Origin of the sequence: Geomesophilobacter sediminis, assembly GCF_016458275.1 — a bacterium.
In the GTDB taxonomy this organism is placed as follows: Bacteria; Desulfobacterota; Desulfuromonadia; order Geobacterales; family Geobacteraceae; genus Geomesophilobacter; species Geomesophilobacter sediminis.
Window position 1 is genome coordinate 77,057 of sequence record NZ_JAEMHM010000011.1, and the last position, 21,622, is coordinate 98,678.

Annotated in this window: 16 protein-coding genes; 9 read left to right on the top strand and 7 right to left on the bottom strand. The window is 62.6% G+C overall.

The window, feature by feature from the left end; all coding sequences use genetic code 11:
• Positions 1 to 247: 247 nt before the first annotated feature.
• Entirely contained in the window at positions 248 to 1,420 is a 1,173-nt protein-coding gene (cdaA, locus tag JFN93_RS14365) for a diadenylate cyclase CdaA (RefSeq protein WP_199384787.1), read from the bottom strand.
• 159 nt (positions 1,421 to 1,579) lie between these two features.
• Here cdaA and ubiE point away from each other — a divergent pair, with 159 nt between their 5' ends.
• Entirely contained in the window at positions 1,580 to 2,290 is a 711-nt protein-coding gene (ubiE, locus tag JFN93_RS14370; protein WP_199384788.1) for a bifunctional demethylmenaquinone methyltransferase/2-methoxy-6-polyprenyl-1,4-benzoquinol methylase UbiE, read from the top strand.
• A 182-nt stretch (positions 2,291 to 2,472) separates the two neighbouring features.
• Here ubiE and JFN93_RS14375 read toward each other — a convergent pair whose 3' ends face one another.
• Positions 2,473 to 3,048: a class I SAM-dependent methyltransferase gene (locus JFN93_RS14375; RefSeq protein ID WP_199384789.1), complete on the bottom strand. Its 576-nt coding sequence runs from the start codon at positions 3,046 to 3,048 to the stop codon at positions 2,473 to 2,475.
• 346 nt (positions 3,049 to 3,394) lie between these two features.
• Here JFN93_RS14375 and hcp point away from each other — a divergent pair, with 346 nt between their 5' ends.
• The 5 genes from hcp to JFN93_RS14400 all read left to right on the top strand — a co-directional run bounded on the left by hcp (position 3,395) and on the right by JFN93_RS14400 (position 12,077).
• Positions 3,395 to 5,044, top strand: a complete 1,650-nt coding sequence (hcp, locus tag JFN93_RS14380) for a hydroxylamine reductase (RefSeq protein ID WP_328754029.1) — start codon at positions 3,395 to 3,397, stop codon at positions 5,042 to 5,044.
• A 267-nt stretch (positions 5,045 to 5,311) separates the two neighbouring features.
• Positions 5,312 to 7,162, top strand: coding sequence for an AMP-dependent synthetase/ligase (locus JFN93_RS14385; protein WP_199384790.1), 1,851 nt, complete (start codon positions 5,312 to 5,314; stop codon positions 7,160 to 7,162).
• A gap of 388 nt (positions 7,163 to 7,550) precedes the next feature.
• Complete coding sequence (locus tag JFN93_RS14390; RefSeq protein WP_199384791.1) at positions 7,551 to 8,912, top strand: OmpP1/FadL family transporter; 1,362 nt, start codon at positions 7,551 to 7,553, stop codon at positions 8,910 to 8,912.
• Positions 8,913 to 9,064: 152 nt separating this feature from the next.
• On the top strand, positions 9,065 to 11,425 hold the full coding sequence (locus JFN93_RS14395; protein ID WP_199384792.1) for an Ig-like domain-containing protein: 2,361 nt from the start codon (positions 9,065 to 9,067) through the stop codon (positions 11,423 to 11,425).
• Between the two features lie 28 nt (positions 11,426 to 11,453).
• Positions 11,454 to 12,077: a hypothetical protein gene (locus JFN93_RS14400; RefSeq protein ID WP_199384793.1), complete on the top strand. Its 624-nt coding sequence runs from the start codon at positions 11,454 to 11,456 to the stop codon at positions 12,075 to 12,077.
• On the opposite strand, the gene JFN93_RS14405 is transcribed toward JFN93_RS14400, so the two are convergent.
• Complete coding sequence (locus JFN93_RS14405) at positions 12,044 to 12,871, bottom strand: AraC family transcriptional regulator (protein ID WP_199384794.1); 828 nt, start codon at positions 12,869 to 12,871, stop codon at positions 12,044 to 12,046. The two genes, JFN93_RS14400 and JFN93_RS14405, sit on opposite strands and share 34 nt — an antisense overlap.
• A gap of 240 nt (positions 12,872 to 13,111) precedes the next feature.
• Between JFN93_RS14405 and JFN93_RS14410 the strand changes: the two genes are divergently transcribed.
• Together JFN93_RS14410 and JFN93_RS14415 are read left to right on the top strand one after the other, a co-directional pair.
• Entirely contained in the window at positions 13,112 to 13,879 is a 768-nt protein-coding gene (locus JFN93_RS14410) for a class I SAM-dependent methyltransferase (RefSeq protein ID WP_199384795.1), read from the top strand.
• A gap of 431 nt (positions 13,880 to 14,310) precedes the next feature.
• Positions 14,311 to 15,936: a fumarate hydratase gene (locus JFN93_RS14415; protein ID WP_199384796.1), complete on the top strand. Its 1,626-nt coding sequence runs from the start codon at positions 14,311 to 14,313 to the stop codon at positions 15,934 to 15,936.
• A 250-nt stretch (positions 15,937 to 16,186) separates the two neighbouring features.
• On the opposite strand, the gene JFN93_RS14420 is transcribed toward JFN93_RS14415, so the two are convergent.
• Together JFN93_RS14420 and JFN93_RS14425 are read right to left on the bottom strand one after the other, a co-directional pair.
• A complete protein-coding gene (locus tag JFN93_RS14420) occupies positions 16,187 to 16,891 on the bottom strand; it encodes an LrgB family protein (RefSeq protein ID WP_199384797.1) in 705 nt (234 codons plus the stop codon).
• Positions 16,872 to 17,294 (bottom strand): CidA/LrgA family protein, encoded by a 423-nt coding sequence (locus tag JFN93_RS14425; protein ID WP_199384798.1) that lies wholly within the window; start codon positions 17,292 to 17,294, stop codon positions 16,872 to 16,874. The genes JFN93_RS14420 and JFN93_RS14425 overlap by 20 nt, the downstream gene beginning before the upstream one ends.
• Positions 17,295 to 17,400: 106 nt before the next feature.
• Between JFN93_RS14425 and JFN93_RS14430 the strand changes: the two genes are divergently transcribed.
• Entirely contained in the window at positions 17,401 to 18,273 is an 873-nt protein-coding gene (locus tag JFN93_RS14430; RefSeq protein ID WP_199384799.1) for a LysR family transcriptional regulator, read from the top strand.
• 213 nt (positions 18,274 to 18,486) lie between these two features.
• Here the strand turns inward: JFN93_RS14430 and JFN93_RS14435 are convergent, their stop codons facing one another.
• Both JFN93_RS14435 and JFN93_RS14440 read right to left on the bottom strand, forming a co-directional pair.
• Positions 18,487 to 19,641 carry a tetratricopeptide repeat protein gene (locus JFN93_RS14435; RefSeq protein ID WP_236021737.1) on the bottom strand — a complete coding sequence of 385 codons (1,155 nt, stop codon included), beginning with the start codon at positions 19,639 to 19,641 and terminating at the stop codon, positions 18,487 to 18,489.
• Positions 19,642 to 19,660: 19 nt separating this feature from the next.
• Positions 19,661 to 21,565, bottom strand: a complete 1,905-nt coding sequence (locus JFN93_RS14440; protein ID WP_199384801.1) for a hypothetical protein — start codon at positions 21,563 to 21,565, stop codon at positions 19,661 to 19,663.
• Between the last annotated feature and the right edge of the window lie 57 nt (positions 21,566 to 21,622).

Sequence of the window (21,622 nt, forward strand, 5' to 3'; positions counted from 1 at the left end):
ACCGGGGAGACCGGATCGGCTGCGTTTGGCGCCTGGTGGGGAGGGGAAAGGGGGGCGGTTTTAGTCTTGATCTCCCCCGACAGCAGAAGTGAAACAAGCCACCGGTGCGCCGGCACAACCACGCAGGATCATTAGCAAATCAACATCACTCCTGCGCCGAAAAATCTGCCGAAAAGTCTCATGAGAGACGTTAAGTTGTATACAATAGCAGCTTATCGGCAGATTTTTCAAGTACTTGAGAAAAAACTTACCGCCCAGCCGGTCCGGGTGTTTTACGCGCCTTGCGTTCCGCCACCACCCGGACCGTCCAATGGTCCATCCCGGCCACCACGACCCCCGGCGGAAGCCGGACGTCTTCCTTGCGGATGGCCACACTGTTGGCCCCCTCGTGGATCTTGGAAAGGTCGAGATCGACCAGCACGTCGAGGTCTTTGGGAGACGAGACCAGGTTCGAGTAGGTCTTGAGCTGCAGATCGATCTCGTCGGGTGAACTCCGGGTGAGCAGGAGGCTGTCCGGGAGGTTGTGGAACCTGATCGGCGCGGTCACGGTCAGGATCTCGCCCTGACGCAGCGTCACCAACAGCCAGCAGGCGACCACCAGGACGAAGACCACCAATTTGGGCCAGAAGTTACTGAGCAGACGGGAGGTGAGGCTCGGCCGGTTGGCCTCCCGCTCCAGCGGAGCCAGCAGGGCGTTGAGCTTTTCGTGCAGCTCCGCCGGGGAACCGACCCTTTCCAGCTCGCCTCCGACCGAAAGCGAGACCTCGCCCCGCTCCTCGGAAACGATGACCACCGCGGCGTCGGAACGCTCGGTGAGCCCCAGGCCGGCACGGTGCCGGGTGCCGAACTGCTGCGGCACATCCGGGTTCACCGAGAGGGGGAGATGCCCCGAGGCGAGGGAGACGCGCCCGTCCCGGATCAGGACCGCCCCGTCGTGCAGCGGCGAATTGACGTGGAAGATCGACTTGAGCAGTTCCCCGCTCACCACCGCATCGACCGGGACGCCGTGCAGCACGTATTCGTCGAGCACCTCCTCGCGCTGAAAGGCAACCAGGGCACCGGTGCGGGTTGAGGCCAGGGAGAAGATGGTCGAGGAGAATTCGAGGAGGTCGACGCGCACCCCTCCGTCCTCGCGGTCGAAGAAGTTGCGCAGAAGGCTCAGCCGGTAGAGGGCTTGGCGGATCTCGGTCTGGAATACCACGATGAGCAGGACCAGGAGCACGGTCCCGAGTTCCTGCAGGATCCAGCTGGTCATGAAAAGACCGAGGTTTTTGGTGACGATATAGACAAGCCCCAGGAGGAGCAGCCCCATCATGACCTGCAGCGCCCTGGTGTTTTTGAACCAGATGTAGAGCTGGTAGACCAGGACGGTCATGATCAGGATGTCCGCTATGTCCTGAGGCCGAAAATGCGGTAACAACGGGAATCCCTCCTGAATCCCGATCCCGTGGGTACAGCTTCCGAGTTTTTACTGGCACAACTGCCGGCTTTTATGCTAAAAGTCAACCTTTGCGCCCCCGGGCTCCCGGGAAAGGGTTAAATTTTATAGCATTTCGGGCAGGAAAAAGGTAGGGAAAAAATGTACGCACTTTCGGAAAAAGGCGAACGCATCCGCGCCATGTTCGGGAGCATCGCCCCCCGTTACGATCTTTTGAACCGGCTGCTCTCCCTCGGCATCGACCAGCGTTGGCGCCGTTTTGCGGTGGCCAAAATCGGGGTGACCGGCGCAACCGGCCGGGTTCTCGACGTGGCGACCGGCACCGGCGACGTCGCCCTGGAAATCGCGGCGCAGACCAAGGACGGCGTCACCATCGTCGGCGCCGATTTCTGCCCCGAGATGGTGGAACTGGGCAAGGTGAAGGTGGAAAACTCCCGTTTCCGCGGGCGGATCAGCTTTCAGGTGGCCCCCTGCGAGGAGATGCCGTTCGAAACCGGCACCTTCGATGCCGCGACCATCGCCTTCGGCATCCGCAACGTGGTGGACCGGGCCAAGGGACTCGCGGAGATGCGGCGGGTACTCAGGGACGGCGGCAAGGTGGTGATCCTGGAGTTCTCGACGCCGACCCTGCCGATCTTCCGCAACATCTATCATTTCTATTTCCTGAAGGTGCTGCCGAAAATCGGGGGGATGTTCTCCCGTTTCAGCGCCTACCAGTATCTCCCCGACTCCGTCCTCGAATTCCCGAGCCGCGATACCTTCAAAGGGATGATGCGCGAGGTGGGGTTTAAGGACGTGCAGCATTTCGACCTGACCGGCGGCATTGCCACCGTGTATGTGGGGACGAAGTAGCCCCAGGGCCTTGGGGTTAGTAAAAACCGATAAAGACAGAGGGCCGGAGAATTCAGTTTTTCCGGCCCTTTTTTCTTCATCGGCTCTGAATTTATTTGTAGGAGCGACATTCCTGTCGCGACTGGCATCGCTGATCGCGACAAGAATGTCGCTCCTACCGAACACTTGGTGGTTGCCTTCCCCTACCCCCTGCCTTTCCGAAAGATCCCCCGCGCCACCGGCATCAGCTCGTTCGGCAGCTCCTCGATCATCAGGATCTCCCCCGCGAAGCCGGAGAAAATCCGGCGCAACTCTCCGGGCTGGAGCAGGAACTCCTTCTTGTGCTGCCCGTCCAGATTGGGGCCGTCCATGATCGTCTCCAGAATCAGCACGCCCCCCGGCGTCAGCGCCGCGATCTCCTGGTCGATGAGCTGCCGCAGCAGGAAATTGAAGTTCACGATCAGATCGTAGGGTCCGGACAACTGGTAATGGTCCAGGTCCGCCTCGATGAAATCAATCGTCACCCCTTCCCGCTGGGCCCGTTCGATCCCGCGCGCCAGCCCTGCCCCGGAGATGTCGATGCCGGTCACGGCAAAACCTTCCTGGGCCAAGTAGATGCTGTTGCGCCCCTCGCCGCAGGCAATATCCAACGCCCGCAGTCCGGGCAGCAGCGGCCGCACCTGTTTCAGACTGTCGCTGAGAAACCTCGAAGGGGCGAGCGAGAAGAAATAGCGTTCCCCCTGGTACTTCTGATCCCACTTGATCCGGTCTTCGTCCATCGCCCCCCCACTCTTCATCGTCAGGTCACAGCACGGAGCATTATGGCAGATTAGCGGCCGCCCCGCCAGGGTCCGTGTTCCTTCCTCTTATCCCCAAGATGTATCCGTTATAGGTTCTCGAAGCAGAACCTATCGCTGCGAACGATCAGGACCGCGATCTACGCCGGAGTTGTCAGAGTTTCCCTACAAAAGGGCTGCAGAAAAATCGAATTAAGATAATAAAATTTGCTTTTATACCAGTAACTCTCCCTCCACTGCTTGTAGCATCGCGTTTTTCATCTATATTTTCTCCCGCTCTGTCATCAAAAGCGATGACCATCACATGACAAAAGAAGGAGATCTGAGTATGTCCATGCTTTGCAACCAGTGCGAACAGACCGCTAACGGTGTCGGTTGTAACATCTCCGGGGTCTGCGGTAAAAAGCCTGACGTCGCCGCCCTCCAGGACCTCCTCCTTTACGCACTGAAAGGGATGTCCCTCTATGCTGCCAAAGCCCGCGAGTGCGGCGCCAGCGATCCGGAACTCGATCTGATGCTGCTCGAAGGGCTCTTCACCACCGTTACCAACGTCGACTTCGATCCGGCCCGGATGGAGAAGGAAATCCGCAGGACGGCACTCATGAAGGAAAAGGCCAAGGCGCTCTATGAATCGGCGTTCCAGAAGGCAAAAGGTGCGCAGGCCCCCCCGATTGCCGTGGCGCCGGCGCAGTGGACCCCGGCGGCGGACCTTGCCGGTCTGGTCGCCCAGGGAGAGGCGCAGGGGATCAACACCCAGCACGTCAACGAGGACATCCGTTCCGCGGTCGAGATCCTCATCTACGGGCTGAAAGGTATGGCGGCCTACGCCGATCACGCCCACATCGTCGGCAAGACCGACGAAACCATCTTCGAGTTCATGCACCGCGCTCTTGCCGCGACGACCGACCCGACCCTCGGCCTGATGGATTTCGTCGGTCTCTGCATGGAATGCGGCAAGGTCAACATGAGGACCATGGAGATCCTCAACGAAGGGCACGTCGAGCTCTACGGCGCCCCCGTCCCGACCCCGGTCCAGCTCGGCACCAAGGCGGGCAAGGCGATCCTGGTCTCCGGTCACGACCTGAGGATGCTGGAAGAGCTACTCAAGCAGACCGAAGGGAAAGGGATCAACATCTACACCCACGGCGAGATGATCCCGGCCCACGCCTACCCCGGCCTGAAGAAGTACCACCACCTCGCCGGCAACTTCGGCGGCGCCTGGCAGGACCAGGCCAAGGAGTTCGTCAACTTCCCCGGCGCCATCATCTTCAACACCAACTGCATCCAGCGCCCCGCCGACAATTACAAGGACCGCCTCTTCACCTGGGGGCTGGTGGCCTGGCCGGACGTCAAGCACATCGACGGGTGGGACTTCTCCGCGGTGATCGCCAAGGCACAGGAGCTCCCCGGCTTCCCAGAGAACCCGGGGCAGGAGATCCTGGTCGGTTTCGGCCATCACGCGGTGCTCGGCGTCGCCGACAAGGTGATCGATGCGGTCAAGCAGGGGGCGATCCGCCACTTCTTCCTGATCGGCGGCTGCGACGGCGCGAAGTCGGGGCGCAACTACTACACCGAATTCGCCGAGAAGGCCCCGGCCGACACCGTGATCCTGACCCTGGCCTGCGGCAAGTACCGGTTCAACAAGCTGGAGTTCGGTGACATCGGCGGCATCCCCCGGCTCCTCGACGTCGGCCAGTGCAACGACGCCTATTCCGCGATCCGGATCGCCGTTGCCCTGGCGGAGGCGTTCAACTGCTCGGTCAACGATCTCCCCCTCTCCCTGATCCTTTCCTGGTACGAGCAAAAGGCGGTGGTCATCCTGCTCACCCTGCTGCACCTGGGGATCAAGAACATCAAGCTCGGGCCGAGCCTGCCGGCGTTCATCTCGCCGAACGTGCTCAACTTCCTGGTGGAGAACTTCAACATCGGGCCGATCGGCAACGTGGACGAGGACCTGAAACAGTGCCTGACCCGGTAAACGGCGGGGCAGCTCGCATCTGGTGAAGCCGCCATCCCTGTGGGAGCGCCCTTCCGGGCGCGATCGGCCACGAAATCGCGCCCGGAAGGGCGCTCCCACGAAAACCAAGAAAAGAGGGCGCGACACCGATGGGTGCCGCGCCCTCTTTTTCGTCCCACCCAGGAAACAGTGCGGTAACTTTTAGGTTAACCTTTTCATTAAGGTAGAGTTCTATGCTGTTTACATGATATATAAGGAAAATAACCTTAAGCTGCAGGAGGAGCTCCCGTGCCGACCATCGACTCGCTGTTCGACGCCCGTTTCCAGACTTTTGCCGGAACTGCGCTGCGCCAAAAGGTCGGCGGAGCCTGGCAGGAGCTCAGCTATCGCGAACTTTGGGAGAAATCGGGCTGCATCGCCGCGGGTCTCGTCGCGCGCAAGCTCGCTCCCGGCGAGCGGGTCGCCCTCCTCGCCCCCTCTTCCATGCGCTGGGTTGCCACCTTCTTCGGCATCGTCCGCGCCGGCTGCGTCGTCGTTCCCATCGACAAGGACCTGAAAGCCGCGGAGCTGCGCCATATCCTCGCCGATTGCGGAGCCCGGGTCATCTTTACCGCCGGCTCGTCCCTGGATACCCTGCTCGACTGCCTGGAAAGCCTCACCGACCTGGATTCGGTCGTCCTGCTGGAGGAGCCGGAAGAATCCTCCCCGCTCGGCATGCTCTGGGCCAGCTTGCGCGAGGAGTGGGACCGCGTTCTCCACAACGGGACCGTGCCCCCGGCTGAAGCGGAGCGGATCGAAGGGCTGGAAACCCAATTCCAGGAAGCCCTGCTCCAAGACGAGTTGGGGAAGGCATCCGAGGCAACCCCGGCCCATCCCTTCCTCGCCAGCGGTGGTTTCAACGAGAAGCTCGCCAAGGAGGGGAAGCTCCTTCCGCTCCGGTCGCTTTTGCGCAACACGCCCGTCACCACCGCCCCCCGTACCGACAGCGACACCGCGGTTATTCTTTACACCTCCGGCACCACCGGCCGCTCCAAGGGAGCGATGCTTTCCCACGGCAACATCATTTCCAACATCGAGGCGGTTTCGGCCCATTTCGGCCTGGACCAGACCATCCACACCCTCTCCTACCTTCCGATCAACCATGTCTTCGAGCTGGTAGCCGGGGTGCTCCTGCCGCTCTACATGGGGGGCCGGGTCTCCTTTGCCGAATCGATCAAGAAGCTGGGCGACAACCTGGCCGAGGTGCAGCCAACCTTCCTGCTGGGGGTCCCGGCGGTCTACAAGATGATCCTGGAGCGGATCCGGAAAAACGTTCAGGCAAAGGCGGTTTCCCGGCTCATGTTCGCGGTTCCCCTCGGCAGAAGGCTGGTAAAGCGCAAGGTGCAGCAGGCCTTTGGCGCCGGCACCATCTTCGTCAGCGGAGGCGCCGCCCTGGATCCGGCGATTGCCGCCGGGCTCATGGAATTCGGCATTCCCATCTACCAGGGATACGGCATCACCGAGACCTCCCCGGTCATCTCGGCGGAACAGCCGGGGAGAATGCGGCTGGGCACGGTAGGACGGGTGATCTCCGAGGTTGAGGTAAAGATCGACGCCCCCAATGAAGAAGAGATCGGCGAGATCCTGGTCCGGGGACCGAACGTGATGCTCGGCTACTTCAACAACCGGGATGCGACTAACGACGTGCTCCGCGACGGCTGGTACCACACCGGCGACCTGGGCGCGATCGATGCCGACGGCTACCTGCGCATTTGCGGCCGGGTGAAGAACCTCATCGTCACCCCCAACGGAAAGAACGTCTATCCCGAGGAAGTGGAGAACGAACTGCTCAAGAGCCCGTTCATCGCCGAGGTCATGGTCTACGGCCACAAGATCGAGCCGATGGCCGAGGAGGTGCGCGCCGAGATCTTCCCGAACCAGGACGAGTTGGACGCCTACGCCCAGAAGCACGGCAAAGGGCGGCTGACCTTGAAGGACGTCGAGGAGCTTTTGAAAGGCGAGGTGCAGACGGCCGGGAAGGGGCTCGCCGACTACAAGCGGGTGAAGCGGTTTACCATCCGCGAGGAGGAGTTCCCCAAGACCGCCACCCGCAAGATCAAGCGCTACATCGTCAACGCCGGCATCGCCACGAACCATTGATCAAAGCCGCATCCCCCGCAGCACGACCTCATTCCCTTCCTGCAAGTCCCACTTCCCCGACGCGAACGACCTTTTTCTGTGGGAGCGCCATTCCTGGCGCGAACCGCCGCAGGCGGTGATTTCCCGTGCGGTATTCTCGCCTGGGAAGGCGCTCCCACCGCAGTGGCACCGGAGCCTAACACGTTCACGGGCTGCATTTCCCACCGGAGAATAGCTGCGGTCTTTGATCGCGACAAGAATGTCGCTCCTACAGGGGACCCCGCCTTAAGTCCCACCGCTCATTACTCATTGCCATCGCCCTCGCTTGACACCATTCTGCCCCCGGATAATATTTCGCAATGCCGCTGAGCATGTACTTTTAATGTGAAACGAGGGCAAGGAGTCTCCGATGAGAGCGCTGGTGCTGATGACAATGGTCGTGACTGGAATGCTGGGGGTGGCATCCTCCTCCTTCGGCGCGGGTTTCAAGGTTAGCGAGCAGAGTGCCAAGGCGATGGCGATGGGGAACGCCTTCGCGGCCCAGGCCGACGATCCTTCTGCCCTCTATTACAACCCTGCCGGCATCGCCTTTTTGAAAGGAACCCAGGTCAGCGTGGGAGCGATCGGAATCCTGGTCCCCCAGACCGAGTTCAGCGGTACGACACCGCTGAGCGGCACAGCGCCGTTCGGCACCGGGGTATCGAGCTCGACCGAAAAGGCGAAACAAGACATCTTCGTCGCCCCGACCGTGTACGCCACCTACAGCATGGAAAACCTTCCCCTCTCCTTTGGCCTCGGCGTCAATGCCATTTTCCCGCTGGCCAAAAGCTGGGACGACAGCAGCGTCTTCCGAAACCAGGTCCAAAACGTCGCCATCAAGCCGATCAACTTCCAGCCGACCATCGCCGGACGCATCGATGCGCTGAAGCTCGCGGTCGCCGCAGGTCTGGACGTGACCTATGCCCAGGTAACGCTGCAGAAGATGGCCTACAGTCCGGTCGCCGACCCGCTCAATCCCGCCCCCCCTTTCGGGGCCTACGAACTCGGCTCGCTGGGTCTGGACGGCACGGCAACCGGCTTTGGATACAACTTCGGGGTGAAGTGGCAGCCCCGCGACGACTTCTCTTTCGGGGTCGCCTACCGGAGCAGCATCCGTCTCGACGTCTCGGGCGATGCCAACTTCCTGGCCACGACACCGACCGGTTTCGGAGCCATCGGGCTCACCGGCACGGCGCCGTTTCCCTATTCCCGCGCCCGGGCCACCAGTTCCGCTTCCACCAACATAACGCTTCCCGACACCCTCGACCTCGCCGTGGCGGTGCGCCCCACCGACAAGCTGACCCTGGAATTCGACGCGACCCGGACCGGGTGGAGTTCCTTTGACAAGCTGGAGATCCATTTCGATTCGCCCCAGTTCGCGGCGTTCAACAACCAGCCCAGCCCCAGGAACTGGCGCGACGTGTGGGGATACAAGTTCGGCGGGCAATACTCGGTGAACGAACACCTCGATCTCAGGCTCGGGTACTTCTACGACCAGACGCCGGTCCCCGATGGAACCCTCGACCCGCTCCTCCCCGACGCCGACCGGCACAGCTTCTCCTTCGGCACCGGCATTCACCAAGGGAACATGTCGCTGGACCTTGCTTACATGTGGGTTCACTTCGTAAACCGGACCGTGAACACCCAGGACATGACGACCTTGATCGGAGAGAACGGGACCTTCAAGAGCGACGCCTATCTCCTCGCCGCCAACGCGACGATCAGGTTCTAAAAGGCAGGGGTCTGGGGTCTGGGGTCTGGGGTCGGGGGTCGGGGGTCGGGGAAAAGATCTGGCAGCCTCCCCCCCCCTGGCGGGTGTATGGAGACCGGTTTTCGTGGTCCAGTGTCAATTGTCCATTGTCCATTGATTGCCTCAGGAGGCTCATGATGAACAACTTCCTTCTGCGAATTCTCATAGGTGTTTCGCTGGCATTAGCCGCCGGATGCAGCACGAGCACCGGGGTGAACGACACGGCCAGCCCTAATGCGGTTCTCTTCGCCCCCACGACGGGCACCGTGCCGCTCCCCAACATTTTGCTGACCGCCAACGCAGCGAACCCCTTCCTCAACTTTTCCGGTCTGGTTCAGCTCCGCCCGGCGGGGCGACCAATGAACCCGCAGGAGGCGATGGCGTATGTAAACCAGCGGGAGGTCGGCGGGACCAATGCGGTATCCGGCCTCAACGCACCCATCTACATCCGGTTCAGCCGGGCCGTCCTTCCCTCCACGGTGAACAGCTCGACGGTGAAGGTGTTCCGCATCACCCCCGGGGCCGGCGGCCTGGAGACCGCGCCCCTTTCCTTCACCGACGTCTCCGCTGCCTTCGATTACAGCTACACCGCCGGAAGCACCGACCTCCAGCTCTTCCCCAAATTCCCGCTCGAGCCGGCGACCCGCTACGTCTACGTCGTCACCGAGCGCGTCAAAGACGCGGCAACCGGCGGCAACGTCATCGGCAGCGTTTATTTCGAGGCGCTGAAGTCGACCCTCCCGCTGGGAGGCGCCTTCGCCGCGCTGGAACCGATCCGCGCCAACGTCTACAGCGACGCCACCCACACCCAGGTCGCGCTCTCCGGCTACGCAAAGACCATGGACGACCTGATTGCCGCTGCCTCGGTCACCACCGTCACCAGCCGCAACGACATCGCCCTCATCGGGCGCTTCATCACCACCGCCGCGGGATTCATCCCGACCGACGCCTCCGATACCTCCACCGCCATCCCCGTCGAAAGCGCGCTCCGCTCCTTTGCCGCGGGTGCCAGTCTCGGCGGGCTCCCCGGCAAGACCTGGACCAACGCCGTCACCGGTGTCGCCCACCCCACCCCCGACGCTTACTACTCGGCGGTTTTGGGAACCGCAACGACGGCACCGGCCAGCATCACATCGGTCACCACCGGTAATATCGAAAGTGCCGATCTTTCGATGGATCCGGTAATCGTCAACGCGAATCCCGGCTCGATGGATCTCACCGGCATCACCGGCGCGGACAATCCGGAAGCCGGAGTACTGCAACCGTTTCGTACCGGAACGCAGCTGACCGGCTTTTACCATGTGCCGCGCAACATTCCCTTCGTCTACCTTGCGCCGACCACACCTAACGGCAGCGTGGTCATCTTCGAGCACGGCATCACCCGGCAGAAAGAGGACGTCGTCGCCGTCGCCGGCGCCCTTACCGCAGCGGGATTCGGGGTCGTCGCCATCGACCTGCCGCTGCATGGTGCCCTGGCCATCCACACCTCCTCCGACCAGTGGGGGGTCGACTTCGCCGCCCCGGGGGCACCGCTCGCCACCCGAACCAACGTCCAGCAGGCGGCCTTCAACCTGGACCGACTGGAATTCACCATCCGCACCGGCGGCTTCGCGGCCTTCGCCGGAGCCCCGCCCAGCCAGAACAGCCAGTTCAAGTACGTCGGGGTCAGCCTGGGAAGCATCGTCGGGGCCTACTACCTGGCCGGGAACACCACCATCGGGAGCAGCCCCCTCTATTCCCAAACCACCCTTAACGCGGACATGAAAGGGCTCCTGAGCGTGCCGGGGGGACGGCTGGCCTACCTGTTCAAGGACAGCCCCTCCTTCGGGGCGAGCCTCAACGCGGGCTTGGCGCAGCGCGGCATCATCGCGGGGACGCCAACCTATCTGCAGTTCTTCCTGCTTACCCAGTCGGTGATCGATCCGGTCGATCCGGCGACGATGACCACGCCGCTTGCATTCGGGCTCCCTTCACGGCTGTCCGGGCGGCTCCTGATGCAGGAGGCCACCACGACCAGTTTCAGCAGCTCCGGCACCGCCTTGAACGGCGACCAGGTCATCCCCAATTTCTACACGCGCTACTTCGGCAACGCCCTTGGCGGGCGCGGCGTGCTCGGTGCAGGTTTCGACGTGGCGCCCGGTTTTGCCCAGGTTACCTATGCCAACGGAAGCCTCCCGGTGCTTTTCATGCTCAACACGAACGGTACGCCGAAAACCGCCGCCCCGGCTATAAGTGCGGCGGCGACCGGGCCGACCGAGGGCTATTTCCAGTTCAACCAGTCCGATGTCACCCACAGCTTCCTGATCGATGCGGTGCACTCGCCGGTGAGCATCCAGTTGGGACAGAGACAGATGATCTACTTCTTGACGACGGGGTTGGTGATCGACCCGACGGTCGTCTCACAGACCTTGCCGAAGACGACGGTTGCCCTGCCGAAGGAGGCAATCGGTGCGGTCCGGGTGCCGCGGACGATGAAGATCCTGGGAGGTCGGTGACGGGCGGTCGGAGGGGAGGGAGAGAACCATGCAGCGCTATACGGAAGATTTCCCAGAACTCTTGCATGGGCTCAAGCTGGAAACCCTGGAGAAGGAACCCAATGCCGTCTTCGGGCTTTCCCGTGAGCTCAGGTTCAACTATTTCAACCCCGGCTGGTTTGCCTTTGCCGGTGAGAACGGCGGGGAGCCCGGCCTCAGCCAGCGCTTCCCGTTGGGCAGCCCGATCGGCAATGCCATGGCAGGGAAGGCGCAGGAATATTACCTGGACGTGTATGGCACCCTGCTGCGCACCGGGCTCGTGTGGCACCACGACTACGAGTGCTCCAGCGCACAGCGGCTGAGAATCTTCCACCAATCGGTCTATCCGCTGCATGACCGTCAGGGACTCATCGTCGTCAACAGCCTTGTTGAAGAGCATCCCCACGACCCGGTGTTCCGCGATGCCAACCTTCCAGAGGGGACGCTGTACACCGGGGAAAACGGGTACATATCCCAGTGCAGCAACTGCCGCCGGGTGCAGCGGGTGCAGCATCCCGAAATATGGGATTGGGTCCCGGCCTGGGTGGAGAAGATGCCGGGGAATACCAGCCATACCTTCTGCGACATCTGCTTCGACTATTATTTGCGGCAGCGGCCGGTCGAGGTGGATTGACCGCTTTGCCGCGCGTACTGGCCCGGCGGCGCCCCGAGCGCCTGCCGGAACATCTCGATGAACGCGCTCAGGCTCTGGTAGCCAAGATCGAAGGCGACCGTGGTGACCGATTCGCCGCGATCGAGCCGGTCGAGCGCCGTCTGCAGCAAGAGCCTTTTCCTCCAGGCCCCGTAACTCAGTCCCGTCTCCCGTTGGAACAGGCGGGAGAGCGTCCGCACGCTCGCCCCGGCCACCGCCGCCCACGCCTCGATTTCCCGCCGATCCCCCGGCTCCCGCAACAGGGCCTCCATCACCCGCAGCAACCGCTCGTCGCGCCCCATCGGCAGATGCAGCGGCGTCTTCTCGGCGCAAGCCAGCTCATCCAGGACCACCATCATAAGCCGCCACGGCGGCGTCTCCGGTCGGTAATCGTCGCCAACCTCGACCGCCCGCACGATGAGTTCGCGCAGCAGCGGTGAGACCTTGAGCACCGCGCACTCCACAGGCAAGGCCGCGGTCCGCGAGGGATCGACGAAGAGGTTGCGCAGGGAGACGTCGCCGGGGAAATAGACCTCATGATCGACCTCGGGAGGCACCCACACCCCCTGCGAGGGGGGGACCACCCAGACGTCACGGCGGCAGACGACCCGCATCACTCCGGAGCTCGCGTAGATGAACTGTCCCCGCGGATGAGCGTGGGGGGCGGCGCAGCCGGCGCGGCTGACCTCCATGGCAAACGGGATGATGGGCAAGGCCGGGTCGACCCGGTAGCCGATCTCGATCGGCGCCAACTTTGGCAGGTTATCGACAGTCATTGGCCATATATAGCAAGACGGCCACCCCCCTGACAAGGTATATTCGCGGCACTTAGACAACGGCAAGTGAGCTGACACCGAGACGACCGGACTTTTCACGGTGGGAGTGCCTTCCCGGCGCGAATAAGAACCGATGACGCCGCCTTCGGCGGTTCGCGCCTGAAAAGGCCCTCACACAGGATCGGATGGGCGGATCCTATGAAATCCCCGGAAGCGGTTCCCAATTACCTTGGAGGAAACATGACCAACAGCGCACATCAAGACCTGATCATCGACCAATTTTCCCGGCAGGCGATTCCGTTTGCCAAGATCCCCGGGCACCACGACTCGGTGCAGCTCTTGATCGAAATGGTCGGCGCGGGTCCCGACGACACGGTGCTCGATGTCGCCTGCGGACCCGGCATCGTGGCCAGCGAATTCGCCCGCCGGAGCAAGGCGGTCACCGGCATCGACCTCACCCCGGCGATGATCGAACAGGCCAAACGGCACCAGCAGGAGCAGGGGCTGACGAATCTCGCATGGGAGTTGGGCGACATCGGGCGGCTCCCCTTTGCCGACGACTCCTTTTCCATCGTGGTGACCCGCTACAGTTTCCATCACCTCTTGCACCCCGCGCAGGCGCTTGCCGAAATGATCCGGGTCTGTCGCCCCGGCGGGCGAGTGTTGGTTGCCGACGTGGCGCTCCCCCCGGAGAAGGCTGCGGCCTACGACCGCTTGGAGATCCTGCGCGACCCGTCGCATACCCACGCCCTTACCGTTCCGGAATTCGAGGCCCTCTTTGCCGGCTCTGGCCTCGTCGACTGCCGCCAAGCCGCCTACGGTGTTGAACTCAAACTGGAGGCGACCTTGAAGGCATCGTTTCCCAAGGAAGGGGACGAGGAAAAGGTCCGGGAACTGGTGAGCTTTGACATCGGCACGGACGCCCTCGGCATCGCCGCCCGGCGCGAGGAGGGAGAGGTCGTCTACACCGTGCCGATTGCGGTCTTGGCCGGGGACAAAGCCAGGTGAGGTCCGTCTATGTAGGAGCGACATTCTTGTCGCGATCACTCTCTTTAGAATCGGCACGGTAGCTGCCTACCCTGTGGGAGCGCCTTTCCAGGCGCGAAAAACCGCAATCGCTGTCACCGCCTGCGGCGGATCGCGCCAGAAATGGCGCTCCCACAGTACAGCGATTTATCTACCCTCTGCATCAGACCTGAGCCTTTTTACATCCCCCGTGAAGGGCTCTCCCCGCTTCCCTTTTCCAAACAACCTCCCGAACTTAGCTCTCGACAAAATGAAGTTTTTAAAATATATTCCCGGATACTGTATACAATCTCCCGCCGGATTCGGGCCCCCGTCGTAACAGGTCGTAACCATGGGACTTGTTGCTGCGAACCGGGATCGGTCCGGAGGTTCAGAGTTAGTAACAACTAAACCAGCAAAGGAGAACAGAACCGATGGCTACCCCTGAATTCAAGTACCAGGAGACTTATCCCTTAGGGCCGGACAGCACCAAGTACCGCCTCGTCCCGGACTCCCAGAAGTACGTCAGCGTGGTCCAGTTCGAAGGTCAGGAAGTGCTCAAGGTGGATCCCGAGGCGCTGACCGTTGCCGCCAACCAGGCGATGAGGGACCTCTCCTTCATGCTGCGCCCGGAGCACAACGAAATGGTCGCCAAGATCCTCTCCGACCCGGAAGCCTCCCAGAACGACAAAGGGGTCGCTCTCGCGTTTTTACGCAACGCCGAGGTCGCTGCGAAGTTCGAGCTCCCGATCTGCCAGGACACCGGCACCGCCATCGTGATGGGCAAAAAGGGCCAGGCAGTCTGGACCGGCGCCAATGACGAGGAGTTCCTTTCCAAAGGGGTCTACCGGACCTACACCGAGGAGAACCTCCGCTACTCCCAGACCATCGCGCTGGACATGTACAAAGAAGCCAACACCGGCACCAACCTCCCGGCGCAGATCGACCTCTACGCCACCAAGGGGGCCGAGTACAAGTTCCTCTTCATGGCCAAAGGGGGCGGCTCCGCCAACAAGACCTATCTCTACCAGGAGACCAAGGCGCTCCTCAACCCGGACAGCCTGGTGAAGTTCCTGGTTGCCAAGATGAAGACGCTGGGGACCGCGGCCTGCCCGCCGTATCACCTGGCCTTCGCCATCGGCGGCACCAGCGCCGAGACCTGCCTCAAGACCGTCAAGCTCGCCAGCGCCAAGTACTACGACAACCTGCCGACCACCGGCAACGAAGGCGGCCAGGCGTTCCGTGACGTCGAGCTCGAGCAGAAGCTCCTCAAGGCAGCCCAGGAAAGCGGGATCGGCGCCCAGTTCGGCGGCAAGTACTTCGCCCACGACGTCCGCATCGTCCGTCTCCCCCGCCACGGCGCTTCCTGCCCGGTCGGCATGGGCGTTTCCTGCTCCGCGGACCGCAACATCAAGGCCAAGATCAACAAGGAAGGGATCTGGATCGAGCAGCTCGACGAAAACCCGGGCCGCCTGATCCCCGAGAAGTTCCGCGGCAAGCACGAGCACGGCGTGAAGATCGACCTCAACAAGCCGATGACCGAGATCCTCGCCGAGCTGACCAAGTACCCGGTCGCCACCCCGCTGCTCCTCACCGGGACCATCGTGGTCGGCCGCGACATCGCTCACGCGAAGTTCAAGGAGCTCCTCGACGCCGGCAAGCCGCTCCCCGACTACCTCAAGAACCACCCGATCTACTACGCGGGCCCGGCCAAGACCCCGAAAGGGAAGCCGTCCGGCTCCTTCGGTCCGACCACGGCCGGCCGCATGGACTCCTACGTCGACCTGCTCCAGGCCGCCGGCGGCTCCATGGTCATGATCGCCAAGGGTAACCGCAGCCAGCAGGTCACCGACGCCTGCGCCAAGCACAAAGGCTTCTACCTCGGCTCCATCGGCGGCCCGGCCGCCATCCTTGCCGAGGAGAACATCAAGAAGGTCGAGTGCATCGACTACCCCGAACTCGGCATGGAAGCCGTCTGGAAAATCGAAGTCGAGAACTTCCCCGCCTTCATCCTGGTTGACGACAAAGGCAACGACTTCTTCAAACAGCTCGGCATCTAATCAACCGAGCCTGGTAGAATGACAAAAGCCCCCGGCCGCTTCGGCAGCCGGGGGCTTTTTTTGTTTCCACGGTGATTCCCTCCTAATCGACCCACGCCGTCAGCCCTGCTCCTCGCAGAAAGAGAGCGTTCACCCTGTGGGAGCGCCTTTCCAGGCGCGATCCGCCGAAGGCGGTGACAGCATTTGCGGTGCCTCACACCAAGAAAGGTGCTCCCACATTAGGTTTCGCCCCATGGCTTCTGTCTGAGATTCACTTGAGAATGTTGGGAAGCAACGAGGCCGCCAGGACGTTCAGCACGCCGACCAGGACCATGACCAGTCCGGCAATGGCGCCCACCTCGCGGTCGATCTGATAGGCCTTGGCAGTGCCGGCACCATGGGCCCCCATGCCGAGCAGGGCGCCACGCGCCAGGGAGGACCGAAGCGGCAGGATGGTCAGGACCATCTCGCCGATGATTGCCCCAAAGACACCGGTGATCACCACGAATACCGCAGTGAGGGCCGGAGTGCCGCCGATGTCTCCGGAAACGATCATGGCAAAAGGGGTGCTCAGGGAGCGGGGGAGCAAACTCAGGCGCACGCTGTCGTCCAGGCCGAACAGCGTTGCCAGTCCCCAGGAAGAAAGCATCGAGGTGGCGCTTCCCACCAGCATGCCGACCACCAGCAGCAACCAGTAGCGGCGGATCAACGGCCACTGCTCGAAGATCGGCACGGCGAATGACACCGTGGCGGGCGCAAGCAGGGCAACCAGCCAGTGCGTTCCCCGGATGTACTCCCCGTAGGTCACCCGAAAAGCGAGTGCCACCACGACGAGCAGCAGCGGCGCCAATAATAAAGGAGAGGACCACCAACGCGGAAAGCGGCGGTGGACCATCTTCCCTGCGAAATAGAGGGCTATGGTAACCGCCGACCAGGCCAGGGCCGGCAGCACAACATCAATCGATGGCAGGTACATGATCTTCCCCGGAAACTTTGATTCGATAGAAGGCGTCGATGACGCCTGCGGTGACGATCATCACCAGGCAGGTGCTGGTAAGGATCACGAGCAGGATCTTCACCCCCTGCAGGCCGAAAAGCTCCGGATGGTCCAGCACCGCCATCACCGCGGGAACGAAGAAAAGGAGCATCTCGGCCAAAAACCAGGAGGCGCCGCGGCGCACCGAGCAGACGCTGAGCCGCTTGGTCCCCAGCAGGGCCAGCAGGATGAAGAGCCCGGCGATGGCACCGGGAAGGGGCAGCCGGGTCAAGCGCACGACCAGCTCTCCCACCTGCCACAACGCCAGCAACAGCAAGATCTGCAGCACGGCGCTTGCGCGAAAATGGCGTCGCCAGGTGGCGACGGTACGGTACCGGTTCATTGGCTTGTTCCCCCTGCTTAACAAATGTATTTGAAGTATAGGGCCGCGACGTGCTATTCGTAAAATGAATTTTTCGACTTCATCTAATTCCAAAAAGGAATATTTCATGGAAATACGGGCATTACGCGCGTTCGTCGAGGTGGTGCGCCAGGGAGGATTCTCGCGAGCCGCCGAAGCCGTTTTTGCCACCCAGTCCACGGTGAGTAAAGCGGTGAAGCAGCTCGAGGAGGAACTGGGATTCCAGTTGCTGGAGCGGGCCGGGCACCGGAGCAGGCTGACTGAGGCGGGGGAGGTCGTTTTCCGGCGGGCGACCGCGATCCTGGCCCAGGGGGACGACCTGAAGTCGGAATTGGAGGAGATGCGGGGACTGCGGGGAGGTACGTTGCGTCTGGGCCTGCCCATGCTCGGCAGCAACACCCTTTTCGCGCACTGGTTCGCCGCCTATCGCAGCAGGTACCCGGACGTGACGTTGCAGCTCGTGGAGCATGGCAGCAAGCGCCTGGAGGAACTGGTGCTCGCCGGAGATGTGGACCTGGCCGCCTCGCTGTTGCCGGTGGGAAAAGAGTTCGAGTGGCAGGAACTCCGGCGGGAGCCGATCGACGCGCTCCTTCCCGTCGACCATCCCCTGGCCCAGAGTGATTCCATTCCCTTCAAGGCCCTGGCCGACCTGCCCTTCATCCTTTACGGCGAAGGCTTCGCGCTGAACCCGATCATCCTGGCGGCCTGCCGGGAAAACGGCTTCACCCCGAAGGTGGCGACCCAGTCGATCCAGGTCGATTTCATCATCGAATTGGTCGCGGCCAAGCTCGGCATCGCACTGGTACCACGGCTGATCGCCGAACAGCGTCCTCACCCGTTGACCAGGCGGATCCCGGTGGACCAGCCCGCGATCTTCTGGCACATGGCCCTGGTCTGGCGCCGGGGCAGCTACCTCTCCCACGCCGCCCAGGCTTGGCTGGCCCTGGCGAGCGAAGTATGAGTTCTGGCGCCATTCCCCTAGACACCCCCCTTTGACCTTTCTTATGGAGTATCCCCCCCCCATCCTCACCCTGTCCCTCCCCTTGAAGGGGAGGGGACGTTGGCCGCGAGATCAACCTTCTATCGAGGGGATCCACAACGAAAAGCCTCCGGCTTACGACGCCGGAGGCTTTTTGGTTATACCCGCATGATGGATATACGTGATTCAGGGAGGCTATTCTCTTGACGTCCGAAGCAGTTCCCGGGCCTTGCGGTTCCCCTGCCGGGCGGCCCTTTTCAGGTCATTCATGGCCTCGTTATTTTTGCCCAGCTGGCTGTAGGCCTGGGCGCGCAGGAAGCAGGCCCGGCCGCGGTCTCTCGGCGCGAGGTCGATCGCCCGGGTCAGAAACGAGACCGCCTCCCCCGGCATCTTGTTCTTGATCAGGATGCCGCCGACGTTGGTGTTGAGGCTCACATCGTTGGGCGCCGAGTCGGCGACCTGGCTCAGCTCCGCCAGCCCCTCGTCTTTGCGGCCGGCCTTCAAAAGAACGACGCCGTGGATGGCGACCACGGTCATGTCCGCGGGATTCAGCTCGACGGCGCGATCCAGATCCTTCAGGGCTCTCCCGGTGTCGTTCACCAGGACGAACGTCGCTCCACGCGTTGCATAGGGGCGCGACCAGGTGGGGGCCACCTCGATCGCCTTGCCGAAGGCGGTGAGCGCCTCGCGGTAGCTCCCCGATTTCCTCAGCCGGATTCCCTGCTCCAGGTACTCCTTGGCCGAAAGCCGTGCCACGGCGCGGTTGTAATCGCTTTGCGCCGACGCCACCTTGGCCGGGTCTTCCGCCCCACCCGTCGCCTTGGCAACGGCGAGGTCCTTGCGCAGCCGGTCGATCTCCTTGAGCGACTCGTTTGCCTGGGCTCGCAGCTGTTCCAGCTCCGCAGCCTTCTCGCGGTCTTCATGAAGGGCGGCCACGGACTTCGCCACGTCGGCGGCATCGGCGGTGATCTTCGCCTTCATGTAGTACTCTTCGCCGTTCCAGCGCTCTTCGATGACCACGGTAGCCACCGCCCCCGCCGTGTAGGTGACGATCTCGTCCTTGGTAAGGGTGGCCTCCCTGATCTCGGTCTGGGCCTCCAGGTAACTCCCCAGCTCCTCCAGGAGCAGGCGCTTTACCTGTTCCAAGGCGATCGTCCGGCAGGTCAGCTTGCTGTCGGCGTCACCGGCGCGGTAGGTGTATTCCCGGACAACGGTGACGGGGTCGGCGCAGGCAGCCTGTGCGATCCCCATCACCAGCGCGATGAGAACCAGGAGAAGGCAGCGGTACTTGCTGTAGCGCCGGCTGTTGGCCACCAGTGGTGCTTTTTTTGGTACCTCCCTGTCCTGCATCACGAGCCCTGCCCTCTTTCTAACGGTAACTGTCATCGGCGGGACCATCCTCTTCAGCGGCCGGCGGCGGAGGTGCGGCCGAGTCCTCGGCAAAGGCGGAATCCATCAGTTGCCGTTCGGCCTGGTCCGCCTCGGTTTCCTGGGTTCTGAGCATCGCCAGGACGTTTTCGTTGGAGGGAGGCAGAGAAGCCGCCTCGCTTGGCTGCGGCGCCGACATGGCATCGACCGGCGCGGGAGGCAAGGACGCATAGTCATCCTGCGGCCGGTGCAACTGGTCCAGTCCGGCGTACATCCGCACCCGCATCGCGTTGTTCATTTCCTGCAGGTCGTTCAGACCGATGGTGACGGTGGAATGGACGGCACAGTCGCCGATCCGGCGGCTCATCACGCGCAATTCGGCGGTTCCGCTTCCGTCGATCGGTGCCGATACCTTCAGCACGTCTCCTGCGGACAAGCTGCAGGTCTCGCCGTAATCGTTGTTGACGTCCAAAGGCGTCGACACCACGAAGATCCGGTCCGGATCACGAAGAGCCCAGGGAAGGCCCGAGGCGCCGTAGCCGCCGTACCGTGCCGCCTCTCTCTCTTCGGCCAGCTGCCGCGCGACCTCGCGAACCAGCATCCCCTTCACCGCCGGGGTGATCGGGTAATCCTCGTCATTGCCGTAAAAGTCCGGATCGACCGGAGGTTGCCCGCCTTGATCGTAATAGGCGCTGCGCAGGGTCTCGGCGAGGATATAGTCGGTGAGCCAGGCCGAGGCAGAGGGATACACGGTGGCCGGGCGATAGTAGCCGCCGTAGTAGCCATACCAGGGATCACGAACCCAGCCCCAGGAATAGCGGACCGGCCTTCCCCAAGGGTCGACCGCCCAGCCGTAGTAAGCCGGCGGATAGTAGGCGCGCGGCAGGAAGACCTGGATTTCCACCCCGTTGTAGTAACGGGGAGTATAGACCTGGGTGTAGGTGGTTTGGTTGACGACGTAGGTACGGCGGACCAGCGTGACGTTGTGGTAGGCCACCCGCCGCTCGAGATAACCGCGGTGCGGACCGGTGGAAACGAGCACCGCGCGGTCCGGGCGCACCGTCACGATCCTCCGCTCGTCGTGCGCTCCCCGGTTGATGCGCAGGTTTCCCGTCTCGAGGTGCCGAATCCTCCCGTTGGGGCGGAACTCGGCGCTGCGCCCCCGGGCCGAGAAGGAGGCAATGGTACCGTCCGGACGGAGCTGGAATTTCCTCCCCTTCGACGCTTCGACGACCAGTCCGCCATCGCGGCGGGTTGAGACGCGCCCCGCAGGCACCGGCCGTGCGTTGACGCCGCGCAGGTTGGAACGCGCGGAATTGACCTGGCGCAGCACGTTGTCGGCGTGCCCCTTCGGCAGCACCGCGGTGCCGCCCGGAGCGCGTTTGACGTCCGACGGCAGGGTGAAGACCGGCCGGCTGCGCAGCGGCTCCTTGCCCGAAGCAGCCGGGGCCGATGCCGGAGGAGTCCGCTTCTGATCGGGCTCCGGCCTCGACTTATTCCATGTTTTCTGGTTCGTCGGCGGACCCGCCGGAGTGCCCCGGTCGTCCTTCGCTTTCGGGGCGGCGGAGCCTCCCGTCTCAGGAGCCTGATTCCCATACGGACGGCCGGTTCCCCAACCTCTCCGGGTCGGACGTACCTGTTCCGCCGGCGCGCCGGTTTCACCGCCCCGCCCGGGGGCAGGCCGCACCTCTCCCTGATCCTTCAGGTTTTCACGACTGCGGCCGGGGAAAGGTCGCACGTCTTTAGGTTCCGGCGCGCGCTCTTTTGGTTTTCTTTTCTCGGCGCCACCATCTTCTTTTTTCGGGTGCTCCTTATGCTCCTTCTGCTCCTTCTCTTTTTGTTCCTGGTTCTCCGCGGCGGTTACCGCAGAGGTTGCGAAAATGAGCGTCATAGACAATGCCAGCACTGACAGAACTCCGGTTTTGCACTTTCCGATCATACCCACTCCAAATCTCTGACCCCT